Genomic DNA, 20,050 nt, shown 5'->3' on the forward strand with positions numbered 1-20,050 from the left:
AAAATATAATGTATTAGAGGGCGCTAGATTTGCAGAACATTCGCGCACTGCAGCGTCCAGCCATATCCGGCATGAGACATCGGCAGGTCATTCCCGAGTGGAAGCTCGAGATATGCAGAAGCCAATCGCTGGGTGCGTAAGCCACGACGACTGGAAGGCCAAAAATGAACACCCCAACTGACAACAGCCCATTCACGGTTCCAAAAGGGAATTTTCGCGGTCACGATCAGCAAGGTGTCTGGTCAGAAAACTACGACCCGGAATTGACCGAGGTTGGTCCGGGAACACCCTGCGGCGAGTATCTGCGCCGGTTTTGGATGCCCGTCGCCATGACTGATCAAATTGGAGATCTTCCTTATCGCCTCCGAATTCTGGGCGAGGATCTGATCCTGTTTCGCGAAAAGAAAAATGGCAGGCTGGGATGCACCCATCTGCATTGCTGCCACCGAAACATGAGCCTGGAATTCGGCATCGTGGAAGAAGGCGGCATTCGCTGCTCTTACCATGGCTGGAAGTATGGCTTGGATGGGACAGTTCTGGAAACACCATGCGAACCCCCTGCGTCTCAGGTCAAGAAAAAGGCCTGTCTCGGTGCGTATCCGATCATCGAATACAAAGGGTTGGCTTTTGCCTATATGGGTCCGGCAGATAAGACACCGCCTTTCCCGGTTATGGATACCTTCGATGATGAAGGTGATGAACTGGTACCGTATCTCATCAAGTCACCCTGCAACTGGCTACAGGTGATGGAGAACGCGTGGGACCCGTTTCATGTGGTCTATCTGCACACCAAGGCTGCGCGGGTGCAGTTCCACGAAGCATTCGCGCATATGCCGATGATTGAGTTTCACGATAGTCAGACCGGCGATTTCTATACCAATGTGCGTCGGGATGGTGATTTCATCTGGGTGCGAGTACATGACCACATGTTGCCATCGTTCACTCAAAATGGCGGGCATTTCCCAATTCCGGATCGATCAAGGTACTTTGGACGCGGTGGGCTGTCACGATGGATCACTCCGATTGATGACACCAACACCATGGTCATCGCCTGGCGTCACTTTCGGGAAGAGCGGTTCAACGACGACCCGCGCGGCATGACCAATCGGGACGAAGTGGGCTTTGGCAAAACCGATTTCTACGGCCAGGGTCCGGATCGCCCCTATGAAATGCGGCAACGCGATCCCGGTGATTATGATGCTTGGGTCAGCCAGGGCCCGATCAACATCCATGCCCGAGAGAACCTGTCATTCACAGATCGGGGCGTGGCCAAGGCGCGCCGGATGTTGCGCAACGCAATCCGGGCCCTGGGAAATGGAACTCCACCTGCACAGCCAACTGACAATTTCAAGGGTATAATCCCGACTTATGCCGGGGATACCGTGTTGAAAATCCCGTTGCAGGAAGGTCGTGATGATGGCGCCCTGCAGAAAGAAGTCTCGTTCAAGGTTGCTGATATTCTGAGGTCCGGCGATCATCTGCAGGGGTTCGAGCGCCGCACTTTCATTGAAAACGCTTTGAAAGAATACGAGGCAAGCTGGTCATGAGCACTCGAATCCCTCACAACCCCGGCCGGGTTGATTGGTCGGGCGAGAACCCGGGCATCTATCTGAAACAGCAGCCCGATCAGGCCCATTACGATACGCTGGCGTTGTTCTTTCGCGTTGTTCTGTCGCCATATGGGCGTGGTCATGCAGCAATTGTTTTGGGCGCTCCGGACGAGGCCAGCGGCTGGCCGAAGGTCCCAAACCTGATCATGACAGACAACCAGCGTATGATGCGTTGGATCGTTGAAGGCTGGGTATCCAAGATGCCAACATTTGTTGGCAAACCGGGCTTGCAGGCCATGACCTGGCTGGATTGTGACAGCGTTGAAAAGCGGCCCGGTGACCTCAAGACACGCTATTCCGAAACCCTGCGTGGTTCGGGTGTGACATTGGACATGATCTGGCGGGATATGGGGCCACCGCTGCCGGTGGAAGTCACGCAAGAGAACTCGGCGACCAAAGAACACGAGATGTATTCCGTATTTCTTGAGGCCAAACAGGCTCAGGTCAGGATCAACGGCACCGCCCTGCGCGGTCAGGTGGCAGATCGCCAATTCTTTGGACGCACGATGAGCACGGCCTTTCTGGCCTTCTCGGAAACCTGGGTTACCCCTGCGGAGGACACCTGATGCCCCTGAACGAGCCCATCACCCCCGGCGTTGTTGACTGGACAGGCGAAAACCCGGGCATCCTGCTTAAAGACGAGAATGGCAATTTTAGCGCCATGGCGCTATTCTTTCGTGTGGCTTGGTCTCCGGTCGGTCAGGGGCAGGTGCTGTTGCTTCTGGGATCGCCTGATCAGGTTGAGGGTCCACCGAATGCCCCAAATGTCATCCTCAGCGACAATCCCGAATTAACCGCGTTCCTGAAAAAGAACTTTATCAGTAAACTGGCTGCCTTTGCCAATGCGCCTTCGTTCGCAACCCTGCCTGAAATTGGGGCACATGCCGTGCGCAGTTCGGGCGACCCGATGAGCCATCGGTATACCGAAACAATTGCAGGCGGCCCTTTGACGGTTGAGCTGATTTGGGAAGGCTTCGAAGCACCTCGTGCATTGGAACTGTCCCCGCATGAGGTCGCATCGGGTGAGCAAAACATGTTCTCGCTACTGGTTCCTGCCCATGCGGCCCAGATCATCGTCAATGGCCACGTGTTGCCGGGCAAGTTGGGTACGCGCGTGCAGGCCGGGTACGAGACCACAACCGCATTTCTCTATTTCTCGGAAACTTGGATCATTCCTCCGGAGGGATCATGACCCTGCACTCGTCGGACCAGTTGGCCTTTGATCGGGCGATGGTCACGCAACCGGTCTGGAATCGATTCAACACCGCAGCTGACGCGCTTGACCTGCCAGAAAATGTACTGTTGCACGCAGGTCCAGCCTTTTCGCGCCCCACAGATATCACCGCTCCGATCCTCAATTCAGCTTGTGTTGCTGCAGTTTGGGAAGGTCTGTCCCGCGACTTTGATCAGGCCGAAGCGATGATCATGGCAGGTGAGATCGCGTTACGCCCGGCACAGGATCACGACGTCGTCACACCGCTGGCAGCCGTGGTGTCCGCCACCATGCCGTTGCATTCGGTCTACGACGCATGGCGCGGTCAGACACGGGTTTTCTCCCCGATCAATGGAGGTGCACGCCCGTCGCTGCGATTGGGTCTGCGCTCGGACGCTGTCCTCGAACATATCCGCTGGCTGAACACGCGCTTTCTGGATGTGCTGCAAAACGGTCTGGCCGAAGGGATTGCGTTGGTTCCATTGGCGGTTACGGGGTTGGTAGGTGGCGATGATTGCCACGGGCGCACACCCGTCGCAACAGAAGCATTGGTTGATGAACTTAAGGATCGCACATCCGGTGGCATCAATGACGAAGATGTTCTGGAGTTCATGGCGAACTCTCCTTCGCTGTTCCTGAACCTCTGGATGGCGGCGACCAAGCTAATGATGAAGCTTGCCGAAGGTGTCGAAGGCTCCAGTTTTGTGACGGCAGCAGGTGGAAATGGGCGCGAGGTTGGCATTCAGATCTCGGGCCTGCCGGGATGGTGGTTTACTGTTCCCGCAGCACCGCCCAAGGGTCGCCTCGATACCGACTTACCCGAAGACCGCGCCTTGGGTGCCATCGGAGACAGCGCCGTGGTCGAGGCCTTTGGCCTTGGTGCCATGGCCATCGAACTTAGCCCCGAGCAGAAAAAGGTTCTCGGCGCTTATCTACCTGACAATTCCAACGCACGGGTGACAGGTCTGTCAGCAGGTTCTCATCCCTATTTTCGTTCTCTGGATATTCGGCTTGGCTCAACTGCGCGCGGAGCGGTGGCGCAAGGTTCTGGTCCAGCAGTTGGGCTTGGCATACTTGATAGGTTGGGTCAGGCTGGTCGGTTGGGAGGTGGCATATATGACATGCCGGTCGATCCATTTTCAGCTGCTGTTAAAGCACTCAAGGCATGAGTGATTTATGTCGCCGCAGCGCGCACGAACTGGCCCGACTGATCTGGATAAGAGAAGTCAAGCCATCGGAGGTCATGCAGGCACATCTCGAACGGATCGCACTTCGCGAACCTGTGCTTGGGGCATTTCAGCACCTTGATGCAGATCGCGCCATGGATCGGGCACTGGCTGCCGATAATCGGCAATCTGACGGGCCGCTCCATGGTGTCCCATTCGTAATCAAGGATATCATCGATACCGATGACATGCCGACCGGTTGGGGCAGTGACCTGTATTCTAATCGACAACCGGTAATGAACGCGGCCTGCGTTCAAATGCTTCTCGATGTGGGCGCCATTCCTATCGGCAAAACAGTTACGACCGAGTTCGCCTATTTCCGGCCCGGCAAAACTGCGAACCCGCACAATCCAGGCCATACTCCGGGCGGCTCATCATCGGGTTCTGCTGCTGCTGTCGCTGATTTCATGGCTCCGCTGGCCTTTGGATCACAGACGGCGGCATCATTGATCCGACCGGCTGCATATTGCGGAGTTTATGGATTTCGCCCTACGATCCATGGCTACCCGCTTTCCGGTGTGATGGGGTTGTCACCAAGCCTTGATACGCTTGGGGTACTCGCCCGTCATCCATATGATCTTGCACTTACCGATGCGGTTCTACGCGGCATCGAGCCGCCTCAACGAGCGCGTTTTGAGGAAAGTTTGCCGCGGATCAGCCTGATGCGCGGACCACACTGGATGGATGGCTCGATTGAGATGCGTGACACCTGCACCCGTGCTATGTCCGCCATTGCAGCCGCAGGATCAGAATCTGGCGAAATTGCCCACTCTGCTATTTTTTCTGAACTCACCTCGGCACATCACACTGTAATGGCATATGAGACCGCACGATTACGCCGCGATGAATTCGAAATGGGATTGCCCGCGATCAGTCCTCAATTTCACGCGCTGATCGAAGCCGGGGTAAAGATCAGCGAGGTGGACTACCAGCATGCTCTGATCCTCCGTGATCGTGCTGGATTAGTATTGGAACAGATTTTTGGGGATACCGATGCCCTTCTCGTGCCGTCTGCGCCAGGTTCGGCCCCGGTGGGCCTGGAAGCGACCGGAGATCCTTTGTTCTCGCGCATGTGGAACCTTTTGCAGGTTCCTTCGATCGCCATCCCATTTGGGACCGACCAAAATGGATTGCCACTAGGGATACAGCTTGTCGCGCCAAAGGGCTATGACGCCCGGCTACTGGATATTGCGCAATGGGTCAGTAACATCCTAAACCCATTGGGTTGAATTTTTCGGTTCGTCTAACCGATTAACGGCAACAATATCGCCAACGAAATTGGTATACTAACGGCTGCTATCAAGGTCTGAAGCGTGACGATTGCGGCCATCAAAGGCGCGTCCCCGCCTAGTTGCTTGGACAAAGTGTACGATGAAGCCCCCGTAGGCACCACGGAATAGACCACTGCAATCTGCAAAACATCCTGAGGTAACCCGACAAGTATTCCGATACCGAGCGCAGCAACCGGAAACACCATCATCTTGCCGACAATAGCCAGCATTAGAGGCAGCGCACTCGCCGCCATCGCCCGGACACGGAGGTTTGCGCCAACAGCCAGCAGAGTAATGGGCAATGCGCCCGCCCCAAGAATGTCAGCCACCTCGTGGACAACAGGAATGCGGTCACCGATCATCTGGTTGGCCCCAATCGCCAATAGGATCGAGATGACATAGGGATTTCGCCCAAGCTCACGCAGGATAGCGATCGGCAATCGGGTCGCAGAATCCTGTTTCAATGCCCCCACCATCATGACCACCATGACGATGTTGGTGATAGGCACCAGTATGGCTGTCGCCAGAATAGCGATGTCAAACCCCACTGGACCGTAAAGATTGGCTGCAAGCGCAAGGCCTATGAATGAGTTATGTCGCGCACTTCCCTGCAAGATCGACGTCGCCTGCGGTGCCGCATATCCCATCAGACGGGCACTGATGACTGCAAATACCAGCGCCGCCAAAAACCCACCCAATATGGTCATCGAATAAAGGCCAAGCGCAGATTTATCTAACGGCGATAACGAGATCTTCGTGAATAACAGGCAGGGCATCAAAACCCAATAAACCAGCTTGTCATTCAGGTTCCAGAAATCGGTGCTGGGAATTCCGCCTTTACGAAGGGCCAGACCCAACGCGATAATCAAAAAGATCGGTAATATCGAAGTCAGAATTGTAAGCATCTCAAATCAATAATAAATCTGGGCTGCACTTCGATATACTGTCATACAGTGATATTCTACACAACTCGACCGCCACCCATTCAAGCGCTTCCGTCCGTGTCTTCGTCGATCACAGCCATTGCATCAATTTCAACCAACAGTGAAGGATCGGCCAAGCCTTGCACGACAACCCCGGTCGAACAGTGATGCACGCCCTCGAACCAGCGGTTGATCGCCTCGTAAACGGCGGGCCGGTAGGAAATATCAGTGACATAGACCGTCAGCTTGCAAACATCGGCAAGGCTACCTCCGGCCTCTTCCATCCAGCGTTGAATATTGCGGCAGGCCTGATCCGCCTGGGCACCAGGATCACCTTCGCCGACGAGTGTCCCATCCAGCAAAGTTCCAACTTGGCCCTGCATGAAGACAAAATCGCCCCGCGCCCGGATCGCCTTGGAATAGGTCGCCTGAGCGTGATAGCGGGTTTGATATTTGTGAATATGTGTTCGTGCCATTCGCTTTTTTCCCTCTAGGCGACGGCACGGGAAAGATAATCCTCGACCATATCGCCAAAGCTCTGCTCTACGGCAAATTCAAAACCATCTTCACACCGCACAATTAGTGCTTTGAGGCCAAACAATTCAGTATAGGTTACGGTTTCTTCGCCGAACTCAGTTTCATGTATATCCAACGCACACGCAATGGACATCACTTCATCCGCTTGCGGACCGGTCACTCGAAAAAATGTCAGCGTATCCGAAATCCGCACGATGCTGATTTCCGCCGGGCAATTGGTTGGGCTGAGACGTTTCTCCAGTTCGGCTTCCTGCTCCAGCGGAGCGCGCGCGATCCAGTGGTTTCGCCCGACATGATACAATTCGACTGAAGCTTGACCTGTCCGAGAGTTTGGTCGCTCTGGCAGTGTCGACAGAACATCAGCTGCCCAGTTTTGAATGGCAGCTGGACTCCCTTTGAGATCAAACAGCGCGTTTAGGGGTTGGCGCACTATTGCGACGTCATAAGTCATCTCAGGACCTCAAGAGTTTGCCGTCGGGATCGTGGAACACCGGCTTGGTGATTTTGACCGGGATCACTTCATCTTTTAGGCGGACATGAGCAGTTTCCCCGTGTCGGCTATGACCATTCTTCAGCAATGCCAACCCGACCCAGCGATCGTTCACAACACTCCAGACGCAGGCAGTTACAAGGCCTTCGGTGGCCTCTTTAAGGCCTCCGGGGGTTAGCGGCGCGCCTTCTGGCACTTGCTTGTTGTAATCTTCGGGTAGAATGCCCACCAACTCCCGCCGAATTGCTTTTCCATCGCGACGCAGCTGTATCGAGCGTTTGCCAAGATAGTCGGTCTTTTTCTTCGACATTGCCCAACCCATCCCAAGGTCAAGGGCATCCACTGTGCCGTCGACTTCGTGTCCCAGCGACAGGAAACCCTTTTCGACACGCAGCACGTGGCTCGATTCCGAGCCCACCGGGAGGATCCCAAAGGGGGCGCCTGCTTCCATCACCTTGGCCCATAACGCCGCCATGTGGCGTGGGGCAACATTGACTTCAAAGGAAAGTTCACCCGTGAAACTGACGCGAACGATGCGCGCGGGAAAACCTGCGACGGTCCCATCCCTGAAAGACATGAATGGAAACGCCTCGGGCGACAGGTCGATGTCTGTGTCAAGAGCCTGCATCACATCGCGCGCGCGCGGGCCGCAAATCGTGGCGTTGTTCCATTGGCTTGTCACTGTTGTGATCATCACCTGCCAATCCGGGAATTCTGTCTGAAGCAGCTTTTCCATATGCTGATTTATTGAATCCGCATGACCGGTAGAGGTGGAAACAAGCCATCTGTGTTCATCAAGCCGGAACACAACGCCATCATCCAGGATCAGCCCATCATCCGATAGCATCAGCCCGTAACGACCATTGCTAGGCGTCAGCGAAGACATCACGTTCGCATAGATAAAATCCAGGAATTGCGGGACATCGCGGCCTTTCAACTCGAATGTCCCTAACGGTGAGCCATCATAGACTCCAACGCCTTCCCGAACGGCACGGCATTCACGGTTCACTGCGTCTTGCAGGCCTTCACCCTGTTGAGGGAAATAACCCGGTCGCCGCCAACGCGCACCGGCCTCATACATGACCGCGCCATTGTCTTTGTTCCACTGGGTGACTGGCGTGTGCCGATAGGGGAACAGAACCGAATCCTCGCGTAGCCCGCCGATCGCACCGAAGGACACAGGCGTATAGGGAGAGCGGAAAGTGGTTGTTCCGACCTCTTGCAACGGCACACCTTTTTGCATCGCAACAGTGCCGATGATGTTGATGTTCCCGGTCTTACCCTGATCAATACCCATGCCGCCGGTGGTATAGCGTTTGACGTGTTCGACATTGTCATAGCCCTCGCGCAAAGCCAGATGCACATCACTGACGGACACGTCATTCTGAATATCCAGAAACGCCTTTCCGCGCTGGTCAGGTAGGTCTACCCGCCAAAGAGGTTCGATCTCATATGGAAGTTCCTCACCCCCATCGATAATCTGATCAAGTGTCAGTTGCCCAGCCGCTGCGCCAACCGCTGTGCAGTTCTGCACTGGTTGATAAGGAAGAAAGGCAGCCAAATCTTCGTCAAACCTTAGCGTGCTGCGAGATTGAGACCACAAATGTACAGTCGGGTTCCATCCCCCTGAATGCGCAAGCAAATCGCATTCAATCCAGTTTACAGAACTCGATGAGGAAACGGCTTTTACTGCTTTGACCCGTTTATGACCGCGCACATCTCCAACAACGGTTGAAGATTGCACAGTGATTTCGGGCACCAAATCCAGCGCAGACTGAGGTACGCTTGAGCGACTGTCGAGTATAGCCTCAATCCGCACCCCTGCCGCGATCAGATCAGAGGCGACCGCATATACACTGTTGTTGTTGGTAAACAGGACCACTCTTTTTCCGGGGGTAACCCCCCATCGGTTGCAGTAAGCCTGTACCGACGATGCCAACATAACCCCGGGCCGGTCGTTGTTGCTGAATACCATGGCACGTTCGGTTGCGCCTGTGGCGATAACCACTTCCCCCGCCCTCACGCGCCAAGAACGCTCAATGATGCTTCCCTGTACAGGATTACGCTCATTTACAATCAGCAAATTGTGTTCGCGATATGCCCAGACAGTCGCATTCTGCAGATGGGTGACATTGGCCATCTTGCGCAGCTCCTGAACGGCAGCCTCCACCCAACCCATTGCAGGTTGCCCATCGATGGAAAGATCGCGGTTCAACAGGCTGCCGCCTGCCTCTGAGCCTTCGTCGGCTAGGAATACGCGCTTACCCGCCCGTCCTGCCTTAAGCGCTGCCTTCAATCCGGCGGGGCCTGCGCCAGCGACCAAGACATCAGCATGGGCGTGGCGCGCTTCGAAATGCCCCGAGGATGGCGGCTGAGCCGGTGCAGCAGCCAACCCGGCAGCTTTGCGAATTGAAGGCTCAAAAAGATGCCAATTGGGCCATTTGAACGTCTTGTAATAAAAACCGGCCGGTATGAAACGGCTGAACAGTTGATTAACACTGCCAAGATCAAACTCGGGCGATGGCCAGCAATTCACCGAACGCGCGCTTAGCCCGTCGCGCAAAGGGACGGTGGTTGCCGGGCGGTTTCCCGAGGCATCCTCACCATCCAGCTCCACCAGTGTCGCGGGTTCTTCGGGACCATGGCCAACAATGCCACGAGGGCGGTGATACTTGAAACTGCGCGCCGTAACACGAACACCGTTGGCCAATAAGGCCGAGGCCAGAGTATCGCCTTCAAACCCCTCATAGGATTTGCCATTGAAGGTAAATCGCAGAGTTCGGCTTCGATCAATCCGCCCACCAGATGCACAGCGGTTATTCTGAGTCATCTGGGGCCTCCACGATGTCATGGGTCCGGGTATCACGCCAAATCGTGACCCACTCGCCACAACCTCGCGCATGCCACCACCGTTCCTGAACCGGGCCTAAGGGGTTTGGCACCACGGTCAGATACTCGACCCATTCCGCGTCGCTAACGCTGTTCGGGTCGGGGCGGTCTGCACCGACCGCGCCTCCAAAGATAAATTCGCTTTCATTACGTTTGCCGCAGAATGGGCAGGGAATTAGCATCATGAACCTTACCCTCCTAACGCGCCGTGGTTGTCCCGGCTTCCATCACAAAATCCAGATGGCGAAACCTGTTGAGCGTAAACGAAGACATCAGTGGATGAGGCTCGCCCTTGGCCACCAGATGGGCAAGCGTCAACCCACCGGCGGGGATAGCCTTGTATCCGCCCCACCAACCGGCTGTTACAAACAAACCCGCCAAGTCTGTCTGATCCATAATGGGTGAGGCATCGTGAGCAATGTCCAGATGCCCGGCCCATTGACGCATAAGTTTGAGTTTCTTGAACGACGGGAACAGGGAAAGCATCGCGGTTACCGTGTCTTCAAACACGTTCTGCTTAATATCGCGTCGGAAACTCTGACCCATATCCGGTGCACCACCGATCACCATTTCTCCCTTGTCGGATTGGCTGAAATAGAACCCGCTGTCAGGGCAGTTCACTATGACGTCCACTAATGGTTTCACCGGCTCGGACACAAATGCCGTCAGGTTCATCGTGCGCAAAGGAAGCTTCAGCCCGACGGTTTCGGTCAACGTTGTGGTATGGCCTGAGACGGCGACAACAACTTTTTTGGCACGAATCCTACCGCGATTGGTTTCGACACCGCTGATATGGCCATCAGCCCCGCGGATCAGAGATTGAACTGCGGTTTGCTGGTGTATCTCGACCCCAAGCGCATCAGCCGCGCGCGCATATCCCCACGCCACTGCATCATGTCTGTTCACGCCAGCATCCGTATGCACCATGCCGCAAATTACAGGCAAACGCGCATCCGGGCCGCCCCCGGTCAGCGCGGGTATTCTTCTACGCAGTTCGATCTCCGATATCTGTTCGTAAGTCGATCCATAAATATCCATCGCCAGTTGCCGTCGCCTGAGCTCGCGCAACTTGGGCCAAGTTTGCACAACATCCACCATGGTGCGCTTCGAATGCATCATGTTGAAGTTCAGTTCGTGCGTCAGACCCTCATACATGGCGACGGATTTGACGTAGAAGGGGATCGACTCGTCCCGCATGTAATTGGATCGGATGGTCACCGTATTACGAGCGATATTGCCACCACCTAGCCAACCTTTTTCAACCACAGCGACGTCTGTAATGTCGAATTCTTTGGCGAGATAATAGGCGGTCGCAAGACCGTGCCCCCCAGCACCTATCACAACAACCTCGTACTGGTCTTTGAGCGGGGGGGAACGCCAAGCCCGCGACCAGTTTCGGTGCCCTGAAAGTGCATTCCGGGCGAGCGAGAACACAGAATATTTTTGCATGGTGATCCCAATATTGACCACAAGCAATGTACGGTCAATAAATTATTTTACCATCACGCAAAACTATTGGCCGTTTGACCAAATTGTTGTACGGTGAGTCATGAACTTCCGCATTAAACTGTTTCACCGGAACCTCGCTGGCAAATGGTCTGCCCGGTCGCGGTGGCCTTGTTTCATCATCAATTGCCGCAGTTCACCATCTTACTGACACCACGTGGATCGCGGCGCTTCGCGCCAATTTACGAACCCGCCCGGAAACGGAGTGGAAACTAAATGGATGGATCGGATGACCAAGCCAAATGAACTTAAGGACACACAGGAATCTTATGCGCGCGACGGCGTCGTATTGTTAAAGAACATCCTGTCAGACGACTGGCTAAGCAAATTACAGGATGCAGTTGATACCGAAGTCACAAAAGGAGACCGTTACTTTGCGTATAAAAATATGCGCGAAAACCCCGGCACTTTTCAGGACTATTGCCTGACATCGGATATCGGACAACGCGTAGCTGAGGTATCAGGCAGTCCGTGGACATCGTTAATCTATGACCAGATTTTCGTAAAAGAGCCGGGAACGCGGACTCAAACCGGATGGCACACGGATCAGCCCTATTGGCCCGTGGCAGGACCGATCATGACAATGTGGATCGCACTTGACCCGGTTGACCCCGACAATGGAGCACTGGAATTTGTGCGTGGATCACATGCATGGGGCGCAAAATACCGGCCTTTCAAAACCGATCAGCAAGGCGGTTTCCTGCACTATCTGGAAGAAGATAATCCGGATTACATAGACATGCCGGATTTTGAGGCCGACCGTGCCCAATATGACATCTTCCACTTTGAAAACATGAAACCAGGCGACGCACTCGCCTTTGACGGAATGACCGTACATTCGGCTATGGGCAATCGGACTTCGACACGTCGCAGGCGCGGATACGCAATTCGATTTGCTGTCGAAGGTGCGACCTATGAACCTCGGGATTCGGTTACAGAATGGCTACATGACGATAGTTTGAAACCCGGCGCACCCTTTGCAGGGGGCCGGTATCCAATCATCTATGAAACTGCCTAAGATACGGGGCCCGCGATCCGGCCCCGAACCAGAAATCAAGCTTGCTTTAGCGCGCTTTCGGTTACCGTTGTTTCAGCTTCAATCGCCCGATCCAAAACGCGCCGATAAATCTTTGCTCCGGCATCCAGGCCCAGATCGATATGAGGCGTCTTTGCGTTCTTCATGCCCTTGTGCACCTCTTCCAATACTTCTTTATCCTCAATAAATGCCATCCGGGCACCATCGTTCATGAATTTCGAAACCTCTGCATTGTCAGGGTCAGAATTACGATGCTGGAACCAGAAATATCTGGTTTCATCTTCGTTTATCGGTGTCATGAAATTGTACGAAATATTGATAAAGGTCTGCTCGACCGGATCTTTGTCATAGCCGCCGGTGCCGACCGGCGTATAGATGGATTTGTTCAATCCGATCGCCGGGAGGCACATCTCATAATGCTGCAGGCGATCACATTCGCCTTCAAATGCGACCAGCTTGGAGTAGTAAGGCGACGGCGGCTTATTCTCGATCCAGCGAGAAACGATCACGCCTCGATCGGTTTTTTCAACATTCAGGGGCTCTTCATCCGTTCCGGCCCCTGCAAATGAAGAGACGTGAACCCAGGCCACGTGGCTGGGATCAAGCAGGTTGTCACAGACCCAAAGGTAGTGGCAATCGATGTCCATCACGCCGCCATCGGTCATGCCCCAGGTTGGGTTGTCAAAGTTCTCGATAGGGAAAATCAGATCAGGGTTGGCCAACTCGGGATCGCCCATCCAAATCCAAAGCAGGCGATAGCGATCAACAACCGGATAGGATTTCACGACCGCGCGACGGGGCGTCATCCCGCGCTGTGTCGGGCTATCCGTGCATTTCCCCGAGCAATCGAAGGTCAACCCGTGATAGCCGCATTCTACGGTGTCTCCTATCAGATTCCCTTTCGACAATGGCAGCTTACGGTGTGGGCAAGCATCTTCCAACGCGACCGGAGTGCCATCTTGCTGTCGATAAAGCACAACATTTTCACCCAGATAGGTTTCCGCTTTCAGCTCACGGCCGATATCCTTGCTCCAGGCGGCGACATACCAACAATTCCTGAGATACATGGGCTGCTCTCCTTATCGATCCGGTAGCTAGGGGCATTATGGCATTCGATTGGCAATACGCCATGCCGGATTGGTAATAAAAGATATAAGGTGGGCTAATTCAAATTTGGCGCAAGCGGTGGCAAGTCTGGCTGGGCTGCTGCTTCGGCTTTTATCCAGTTCAGAAACTCGTTGACCTTCTGGCTATCCTTTGTCTCTGGGCGTCGCACAAGCCAATATGATAAAGGCGACAAGGTCATTTCCGAAAACGGACGAACCAGCCTGCCATCACATAGTGCATCAATGACCAATGGCTCGCGGCCTAACGCTACGCCCAACCCTTCGATAGCGGCCTGAATGACCATGTTTGACTGCCCCAATCGGCGTGTCCGCGGCGATGAAGGCATGGTCAAGCCACTCTGCCGTGCCCAGAATTCCCAAGTAGGGCTGGATGTGCCGTGATGGAGGTTTTCATCAACAAGCAACGTGTGTTGCGCCAAATCCTGTATGCTTGTCAGCGATGAGGCAAGTGAAGGGGCGCAAACCGGAAACAGCCTTTCCCGCATCAGCAAATCAACTTCCAACCCCGGATATTCTCCAAGCCCGTATCGGATGCCGATATCTGAATCCGCTCCGGAGAACGGGTGGTAACCGGTGTCAGTCGCAATTGATATTGAAAGGTCAGGATGCGCCAGATCGAAGTGCAGTAGCCTTGGAAACAACCAGTTAAAAGCAAATCCAGGCAGGCATGAGATGACTATTGTTCGATCCGAGCGGGTGCGGTCCCGCAATTGGGCGCACACTTCTGATATGCGTCCCAATCCTTCTGCAATAGCCAGCGCTAGTTGTTCGCCTTCCCGGGTTGGACGCGATTGCCGCGCACCTCGCACGAGTAAATCCCTGCCCAACCACTCTTCCAGTGTCCTGACATGCTGACTAACCGCGCTCTGACTGACCCCCAACTCGTCGGCAGCAGGAGAAAATCCAGAATGGCGCACGACCGCCTCAAAGGCGCGCAATGCAGAATAGGGCAGGTTCAGGATCATATTAGTGACCCTAATGTGAGCCATTAATACTTTCAAATGGATTAGCTCCCGCATCGGATCGTAAATTTGAGATACTAAGCAATCAGGATGTGTCGATGTCTGATATGACGCCGGAGCGGGGTGCTCTAAATCTGCTGATCAACTGCGCCCGCGCATCTACGGGCGACAAGTTGTTGATTGCATATGAACCGCCCGAGTTTGGGTACTTCGATGCCGAATGCGTAGATGTCGTGAGCCGAGTAGCCCATAAGCTGGGAATGACCGTCGATACCGTCGATGTCGGCTTTAACCCCGACAATCCGCATCTGACACCTGATCTTATGGCCCGGTTCGAAGAAGCAGACATTATTCTGTTCCTTGCCCGGCTTGGGGATCAGTTGCGGTTTTCGGATATGCCGCAGGGCAAAAAGATTATAGTCAGCTTTGCATTGTCCAAAGAGATGCTGGGCTCGGGCTTTTCTAATGGCCACCACGATGCGTTCATGGAGCTTAAGGCCGATATCAACGCGGTGCTGGACTCATCGACTGAGGTGCGCCTGACCTGCCCGCTGGGCACTGATGTTCGTGGCCGACCGATTATGAACCTGAAACCAACAGGTGACACCTCGATCCTGCGCTTTCCAATGTCCGTCTTTACCCCTGTTCCGGCTTACAGTTTCTCAGGTCGCGTAGCTATCAGTTTTCTGACGGGAACAGGTTCGAAATACTATGACGACTATACGATTGAATTCGACCGCCCGGTCTTTGCAATAATGGAGAACGGGCGGTTGCTGCGTTTCGAAGGCGACCCTGCCAATGCGTTCAAAGCCGAAGCACATTATGACCGGGTCGCAGGAGATTTAGGTATCGACCGTAGCTTCGTTCATTCCTGGCATGCAGGCATTCACCCAGGCTGTGGTTATCCTTGGGACATGCGCGACAACTACGAGCGCTGGGGCGGGTCTGCCTTTGGCAACCCGCGCATCCTGCACTTCCACTCCTGCGGGGCCTACGCACCCGGTGAAATCAGCTGGAATGTCATCGACCCGACGATCGAGATTGACGGCGTGACCTACTGGAACAACGGTGTTTTCCATGCGGATCGGTTGCCCAACGGGCAGACCATTCTGGATCAATACCCTTGTGCCGCAGGTCTGTTTGAATATCCCGACCCTGATATCGGAATAAGGGTCGCGAGCTGATCAATCGCGGCTTGATCGAATCATCACCTGTCGAAATAATCTTGTTAATAGGACCTGATCGAGTTGGTCCTATGGTGCGGAGCACTCCCGCCTCCGGTGCCGGTATATGCGTAGAGGGCAAGACCCCCGCTCCGGCAAACTCATGGAAATCACATGTCAAAAGCTATCGTCACGCCGCTGACTCAGGCACTGGCCGAAGGAAAACTGACGCGCGAAGAACTCAAAGGATTCATGCAACGCTCGAACGCGCCTGGATTGCGTCATCTTGCACTTTGGATTTTGGTACTGACCTGCACCACAACTATGATCACCCTGGCTTGGAACAGTTGGCTGATCTGGCCAGCGATGTTTCTGCAGGGCGTCGTCCTGGTTCACCATTTCTCACTGCAACATGAGTGTGTCCACTACACGGTGTTTCGTACCCGCTGGCTGAACGATCTGGTCGGGCAGATTTGCGGCCTGATTATCATCCTGCCACACCGGTTCTTTCGGTACGAGCATTGTGACCATCACACCTATACCCAACTGACCGAAGAAGATCCCGAATTGATCCCGCTTCCGAAAACACTTGGTCAATATTTTCTGTATTTATCTGCCCTACCCTACTGGCGCGGCAAATTCACTGAACTGTTCCGGCATGCCTTTGGCAAACTCAGCGACGTTGAACTGCGATTTATTCCCAAAGAAGAACATCAATCGGTCTATTGGGACGCGCGCCGGATGTTGGCCATCTACGCAACGATATTGCTGGCCATGGCGGTCACCGGTTGGTGGGGCTTGATCTGGTACTGGATCATACCACTGTTTCTGGGTGAGCCAGTGATGCGCTTTGTGCGCATGACTGAACATGTTGGGCGGCCCACCGTGGCGCAGATGTCAGAAAACACCCGCACCAATCTGGTGTCAAAACCTATGTCCTTTTTGTGCTGGAACATGAACTATCACGCCGAGCATCACTATGTCGCCTCGGTCCCTTTCCACGCCCTGCCCCGTCTGCACGAGAAGTTGAAAGATCACATATTTGTCGAAAAAGGCGGTTATCTAGCTGCGCATCGCGACATTCTGCGTCAGATCATGCGACGCAAGACGAGGGCTTGAGTAATGAAAGCAGAAAAACCCTGGCGCGATGTGATCGAAGTATCAAAGCTGGAAGAGAACTGGGTCACGCGCGTGGAAATCGGGCCGCGTATGATTGCGGTGTACGATACACCCAGCGGAGTCTACGCCTCGCTGGCATTGTGTAACCATGGTGGGGCCGATTTATGCGACGGTTATTTTGACGGCCACGTGATCGAATGCCCATTACATCAGGGCGCATTCGATGTCCGGGACGGCAAGCCCGTTTCAGCACCGGCAACCCGCGTGATGCGCGTATTTGAAACACGGGTGCAAGACGGGATGGTTCAGGTCCGAATGTGACCTGAACCTAGCGCTTTTCAGATCGCTTCTCGAGCCGCGCAAAGATGCGGCTGAGACCAAAGCAGACAACAAAATAGAACGCCGCAGTTGTGATCCACGCCTCGAAGATCATCCGGGACGAGGCGACCAGTTCGACGGTTTTGTAAGTCAGTTCCTGCACCGAGATCAGCGACAGGATCGAACTGTCCTTGATCAATGAAATGAACTGGTTGGCCAGAGGTGGCACAACCTTTTTCATCGCCTGCGGCAGCACAACGTAGCGCAGCTCTTGCATGCGGCTCATCCCGATCGAGCGTGCCGCTTCGCGCTGACCTTTTGGGATTGACTGAATTCCGGCCCGCACGATTTCACCGACAAACGCACTTTCAAACAGGGCTAGAACGATCACGCCTGAAGCAAGCGATGGAAAGCGCCGCATTTCGCCGAAGAAAAAGGTCCAGATCTGGTTGTTTTCCTGCCGTGCAATACCGCGCGCCCAACGTTCAAGATTCAACGCATCGATCAGTTGTTGAGAAAGGAAAAAGAAGAAGATGAAAACAACGACGACAGGCGGCACATTGCGCAGAAACTCGAGGTATGTGCGCGCCAGCATGCGTATGGTCAGATTGGCCGAACAGCGTGCAATTCCCAGTATTGTACCAAGAATGAGCGCTAGAATACCCGAATAGATGCTGATGCGAACCGTCGCTGCTAAACCCTGCAGCAGCAGATTTGCAAAATACTCTTCGCGCCCGGAATGCCAGCCAACAATATAGCTTGGGATCAGTTCCCAACGCCATTTGTAATTCAGCGTACCTTCGATCGACAGCCAGATATACCCAAAGAAGGTTATCAAAACTGCCACGATCACATAGTCAGGCCATCTGAGTTTTCTAAGGAATTCCTGCACCAAAGCGCTCCGCATAAGGACCAGGGGCGGTGGGTCCGCCCCCAGTCAGAGTGGTTATTGGGCGACCTGGTCGGCCCACTCTTCAGTGGCAAACCAGTAATTGTGGCGCTCTTCCAGCCAGCCGGACCGCCAATTCTGTGCAATCCAGTTGTTAAAGAAGTTCATCGCGTCGGGATCTCCTTTGCGCATCCCAAACGCCTCACCACGTGGATCAAACAGCTCACCTTCAAGCACAACCAGTGTTTCTGGATTGCGCCCCGCCTCGCGGTTGGGGGTTGGTTGCGATGCCATTGTAGCGTGGGCGTTGCCATTCAGAACTTCTTGAGTCGATGCGCCATCTTCATCAAACAACAGCAGATTAGCCTCAGGGAATGCCTTGGCAATCACGGTTGCCGGCGTTGCGCCGCGACGCGCAGCAAAGGTAACTTCAGATGAGTTCAAGTCCTCACGCGCCATACCTGCAGTCAACTCTTTGTTGGCCAGGATGGCCAAGCCAGAATAGGCATAAGGGTCAGTGAAGTTGATCGTCAGGTTCCGCTGAGCAGTCACCGACATGCCCGAGATGATCACGTCGAAATTACCAGACACAAGGGCCGGGATAATGCCATCCCAGGCAGTTGGAACAAATTCGACCTCAACGCCCATGTCTTCGGCCAATTTTCGGCCGACATCCAGTTCGAACCCGATCAGATCGCCGTTCTTGTCACGCATCGACCAAGGTACGAACAGCGATAGGCCAATCCGGATCACCCCATCCTGTTTGATCGTTTCAATTACACTTTCGCTGGACAGTTCCTGAGTTGCGCTTTGCGCCCAGCTTGAGGTCGCCATGCCAGTTGCCACGACCGCGCCCAGGGCAACCCCGAGCATTCTGCGAGATAGCTTCATCTTGGTTCTCCTTGTTGTCCGGTTAAATTCTTGTGGTTATTGGTCGACGGCATATTTCTTCTCCAGATAACTTACGCCGATCGACAGGATCAGGGTCACCACCAGATAGACAAGTGCGATGGTGAACCAGATTTCAAAACTCATGTAAGTGTCGGATATGATGTTGCGTCCGAAGGTGGTCAGCTCGGCGACGGCAATGACGCTGACAATGGCCGAGGATTTGATTAGGTGAACAACCTCGCCCGTCATCGGCGGCAACATAAACCGAATAGATTGCGGAAGGATGATGTAACGATAGGTCTGATAGGGGGTCATCCCGATGGATTTAGCCGCCTCCCACTGACCAGTTGGGATGGCATTAATCCCAGCCCGCAGAATTTCGGATATCAGCGCCGAATGAAACACCGCCAAGGTCAGAATACTGGCGGTATACCGGTCAAAACCGAAGATCGGACCCAGCACGTAGTAGAACAGATAAAGCAGAACCAGCAGAGGAATGTTTCGGATAAGTTCAAGGAAGCCAACTGCTACAGCCGTACCAATTACCAGGCCGGATAGACGCAGCAACGCGACCAGCAGTCCAATAGCAGTGGCCAACAGGAAAGAAATGACAGACAATTTGATCGTGGCGACCAACCCTATGGGTATCTCACCCCACTCAAAGCCGATTTCTGTGTTGCGGTAGAGGAACTGGGGCACCCGGTACCATTGCCAGTTATACCCCATTCCCTGAGCACCAACGTACGAGCCATAGGCAATTAGCCCAACGAAGATTGCGTAAATCGCGACCGAGACAAACACCGAGCCAAAGAACCGCTTATAGAAGGGCGGTTTCGGCAACGACTGCCCTTTTTCCCGTGATATGCCCAGATCGGTCACG

General features: G+C 54.2%; 20 protein-coding genes. 9 read left to right on the plus strand and 11 right to left on the minus strand.

The annotated features are described in order from the left end of the window. Nucleotides 1-164: 164 nt before the first annotated feature. The 5 genes from ACR0MQ_RS10670 to ACR0MQ_RS10690 are packed head-to-tail and all read left to right on the plus strand — an operon-like array spanning nucleotide 165 to nucleotide 5,278. Complete coding sequence (locus tag ACR0MQ_RS10670; protein ID WP_170774361.1) at nucleotides 165-1,547, plus strand: Rieske 2Fe-2S domain-containing protein; 1,383 nt, start codon at nucleotides 165-167, stop codon at nucleotides 1,545-1,547. Beyond that, nucleotides 1,544-2,176, plus strand: a complete 633-nt coding sequence (locus tag ACR0MQ_RS10675; RefSeq protein WP_170774363.1) for a hypothetical protein — start codon at nucleotides 1,544-1,546, stop codon at nucleotides 2,174-2,176. Before ACR0MQ_RS10670 ends, ACR0MQ_RS10675 begins: the two co-directional genes overlap by 4 nt. Next, entirely contained in the window at nucleotides 2,176-2,802 is a 627-nt protein-coding gene (locus tag ACR0MQ_RS10680) for a hypothetical protein (protein WP_170544036.1), read from the plus strand. Before ACR0MQ_RS10675 ends, ACR0MQ_RS10680 begins: the two co-directional genes overlap by 1 nt. Next, nucleotides 2,799-3,992 (plus strand): YlbE family protein, encoded by a 1,194-nt coding sequence (locus ACR0MQ_RS10685; RefSeq protein WP_170774365.1) that lies wholly within the window; start codon nucleotides 2,799-2,801, stop codon nucleotides 3,990-3,992. Before ACR0MQ_RS10680 ends, ACR0MQ_RS10685 begins: the two co-directional genes overlap by 4 nt. Next, nucleotides 3,989-5,278: an amidase gene (locus ACR0MQ_RS10690; protein ID WP_170774367.1), complete on the plus strand. Its 1,290-nt coding sequence runs from the start codon at nucleotides 3,989-3,991 to the stop codon at nucleotides 5,276-5,278. Before ACR0MQ_RS10685 ends, ACR0MQ_RS10690 begins: the two co-directional genes overlap by 4 nt. 14 nt (nucleotides 5,279-5,292) lie before the next feature. On the opposite strand, the gene ACR0MQ_RS10695 is transcribed toward ACR0MQ_RS10690, so the two are convergent. From ACR0MQ_RS10695 to ACR0MQ_RS10720, 6 genes are all read right to left on the minus strand, one after another. Then, nucleotides 5,293-6,225, minus strand: coding sequence for an AEC family transporter (locus ACR0MQ_RS10695; protein ID WP_480608024.1), 933 nt, complete (start codon nucleotides 6,223-6,225; stop codon nucleotides 5,293-5,295). An 80-nt stretch (nucleotides 6,226-6,305) separates the two neighbouring features. Continuing rightward, complete coding sequence (locus tag ACR0MQ_RS10700) at nucleotides 6,306-6,719, minus strand: RidA family protein (protein ID WP_170774371.1); 414 nt, start codon at nucleotides 6,717-6,719, stop codon at nucleotides 6,306-6,308. Between the two features lie 14 nt (nucleotides 6,720-6,733). Beyond that, entirely contained in the window at nucleotides 6,734-7,231 is a 498-nt protein-coding gene (locus ACR0MQ_RS10705) for an aminomethyltransferase family protein (protein ID WP_170774373.1), read from the minus strand. Between the two features lies 1 nt (nucleotide 7,232). Continuing rightward, nucleotides 7,233-10,100 carry a 2Fe-2S iron-sulfur cluster-binding protein gene (locus ACR0MQ_RS10710; RefSeq protein WP_480608027.1) on the minus strand — a complete coding sequence of 956 codons (2,868 nt, stop codon included), beginning with the start codon at nucleotides 10,098-10,100 and terminating at the stop codon, nucleotides 7,233-7,235. Continuing rightward, complete coding sequence (locus ACR0MQ_RS10715; RefSeq protein WP_480608030.1) at nucleotides 10,087-10,344, minus strand: sarcosine oxidase subunit delta; 258 nt, start codon at nucleotides 10,342-10,344, stop codon at nucleotides 10,087-10,089. Before ACR0MQ_RS10715 ends, ACR0MQ_RS10710 begins: the two co-directional genes overlap by 14 nt. Nucleotides 10,345-10,357: 13 nt before the next feature. Beyond that, nucleotides 10,358-11,608, minus strand: a complete 1,251-nt coding sequence (locus ACR0MQ_RS10720; RefSeq protein ID WP_480608033.1) for an FAD-dependent oxidoreductase — start codon at nucleotides 11,606-11,608, stop codon at nucleotides 10,358-10,360. A gap of 286 nt (nucleotides 11,609-11,894) precedes the next feature. Here ACR0MQ_RS10720 and ACR0MQ_RS10725 point away from each other — a divergent pair, with 286 nt between their 5' ends. After that, entirely contained in the window at nucleotides 11,895-12,683 is a 789-nt protein-coding gene (locus ACR0MQ_RS10725; RefSeq protein ID WP_480608035.1) for a phytanoyl-CoA dioxygenase family protein, read from the plus strand. 35 nt (nucleotides 12,684-12,718) lie between these two features. Here the strand turns inward: ACR0MQ_RS10725 and ACR0MQ_RS10730 are convergent, their stop codons facing one another. Together ACR0MQ_RS10730 and ACR0MQ_RS10735 are read right to left on the minus strand one after the other, a co-directional pair. Next, nucleotides 12,719-13,768: an aromatic ring-hydroxylating dioxygenase subunit alpha gene (locus ACR0MQ_RS10730; RefSeq protein WP_319544534.1), complete on the minus strand. Its 1,050-nt coding sequence runs from the start codon at nucleotides 13,766-13,768 to the stop codon at nucleotides 12,719-12,721. 95 nt (nucleotides 13,769-13,863) lie between these two features. Then, nucleotides 13,864-14,793 carry a LysR substrate-binding domain-containing protein gene (locus ACR0MQ_RS10735; protein ID WP_480608038.1) on the minus strand — a complete coding sequence of 310 codons (930 nt, stop codon included), beginning with the start codon at nucleotides 14,791-14,793 and terminating at the stop codon, nucleotides 13,864-13,866. A 95-nt stretch (nucleotides 14,794-14,888) separates the two neighbouring features. On the opposite strand from ACR0MQ_RS10735, the gene ACR0MQ_RS10740 reads away from it, so the two are divergent. The 3 genes from ACR0MQ_RS10740 to ACR0MQ_RS10750 all read left to right on the plus strand — a co-directional run bounded on the left by ACR0MQ_RS10740 (nucleotide 14,889) and on the right by ACR0MQ_RS10750 (nucleotide 17,393). After that, the gene (locus ACR0MQ_RS10740) at nucleotides 14,889-15,974 is read left to right on the plus strand and encodes a hypothetical protein (protein ID WP_480608041.1); all 1,086 of its coding nucleotides are present in this window, start codon (nucleotides 14,889-14,891) and stop codon (nucleotides 15,972-15,974) included. A gap of 153 nt (nucleotides 15,975-16,127) precedes the next feature. After that, a complete protein-coding gene (locus tag ACR0MQ_RS10745) occupies nucleotides 16,128-17,072 on the plus strand; it encodes a fatty acid desaturase family protein (RefSeq protein WP_480608044.1) in 945 nt (314 codons plus the stop codon). A gap of 3 nt (nucleotides 17,073-17,075) precedes the next feature. After that, nucleotides 17,076-17,393, plus strand: coding sequence for a non-heme iron oxygenase ferredoxin subunit (locus ACR0MQ_RS10750; protein WP_170774387.1), 318 nt, complete (start codon nucleotides 17,076-17,078; stop codon nucleotides 17,391-17,393). 7 nt (nucleotides 17,394-17,400) lie between these two features. On the opposite strand, the gene ACR0MQ_RS10755 is transcribed toward ACR0MQ_RS10750, so the two are convergent. The 3 genes from ACR0MQ_RS10755 to ACR0MQ_RS10765 are packed head-to-tail and all read right to left on the minus strand — an operon-like array spanning nucleotide 17,401 to nucleotide 20,049. After that, nucleotides 17,401-18,282 carry an amino acid ABC transporter permease gene (locus tag ACR0MQ_RS10755; RefSeq protein WP_480608047.1) on the minus strand — a complete coding sequence of 294 codons (882 nt, stop codon included), beginning with the start codon at nucleotides 18,280-18,282 and terminating at the stop codon, nucleotides 17,401-17,403. 54 nt (nucleotides 18,283-18,336) lie between these two features. Then, on the minus strand, nucleotides 18,337-19,170 hold the full coding sequence (locus ACR0MQ_RS10760; protein WP_170774389.1) for a transporter substrate-binding domain-containing protein: 834 nt from the start codon (nucleotides 19,168-19,170) through the stop codon (nucleotides 18,337-18,339). Between the two features lie 36 nt (nucleotides 19,171-19,206). Next, nucleotides 19,207-20,049, minus strand: coding sequence for an amino acid ABC transporter permease (locus ACR0MQ_RS10765; protein WP_170774391.1), 843 nt, complete (start codon nucleotides 20,047-20,049; stop codon nucleotides 19,207-19,209). Between the last annotated feature and the right edge of the window lies 1 nt (nucleotide 20,050).

It is taken from the genome of Ruegeria sp. AN6 (assembly GCF_056540425.1).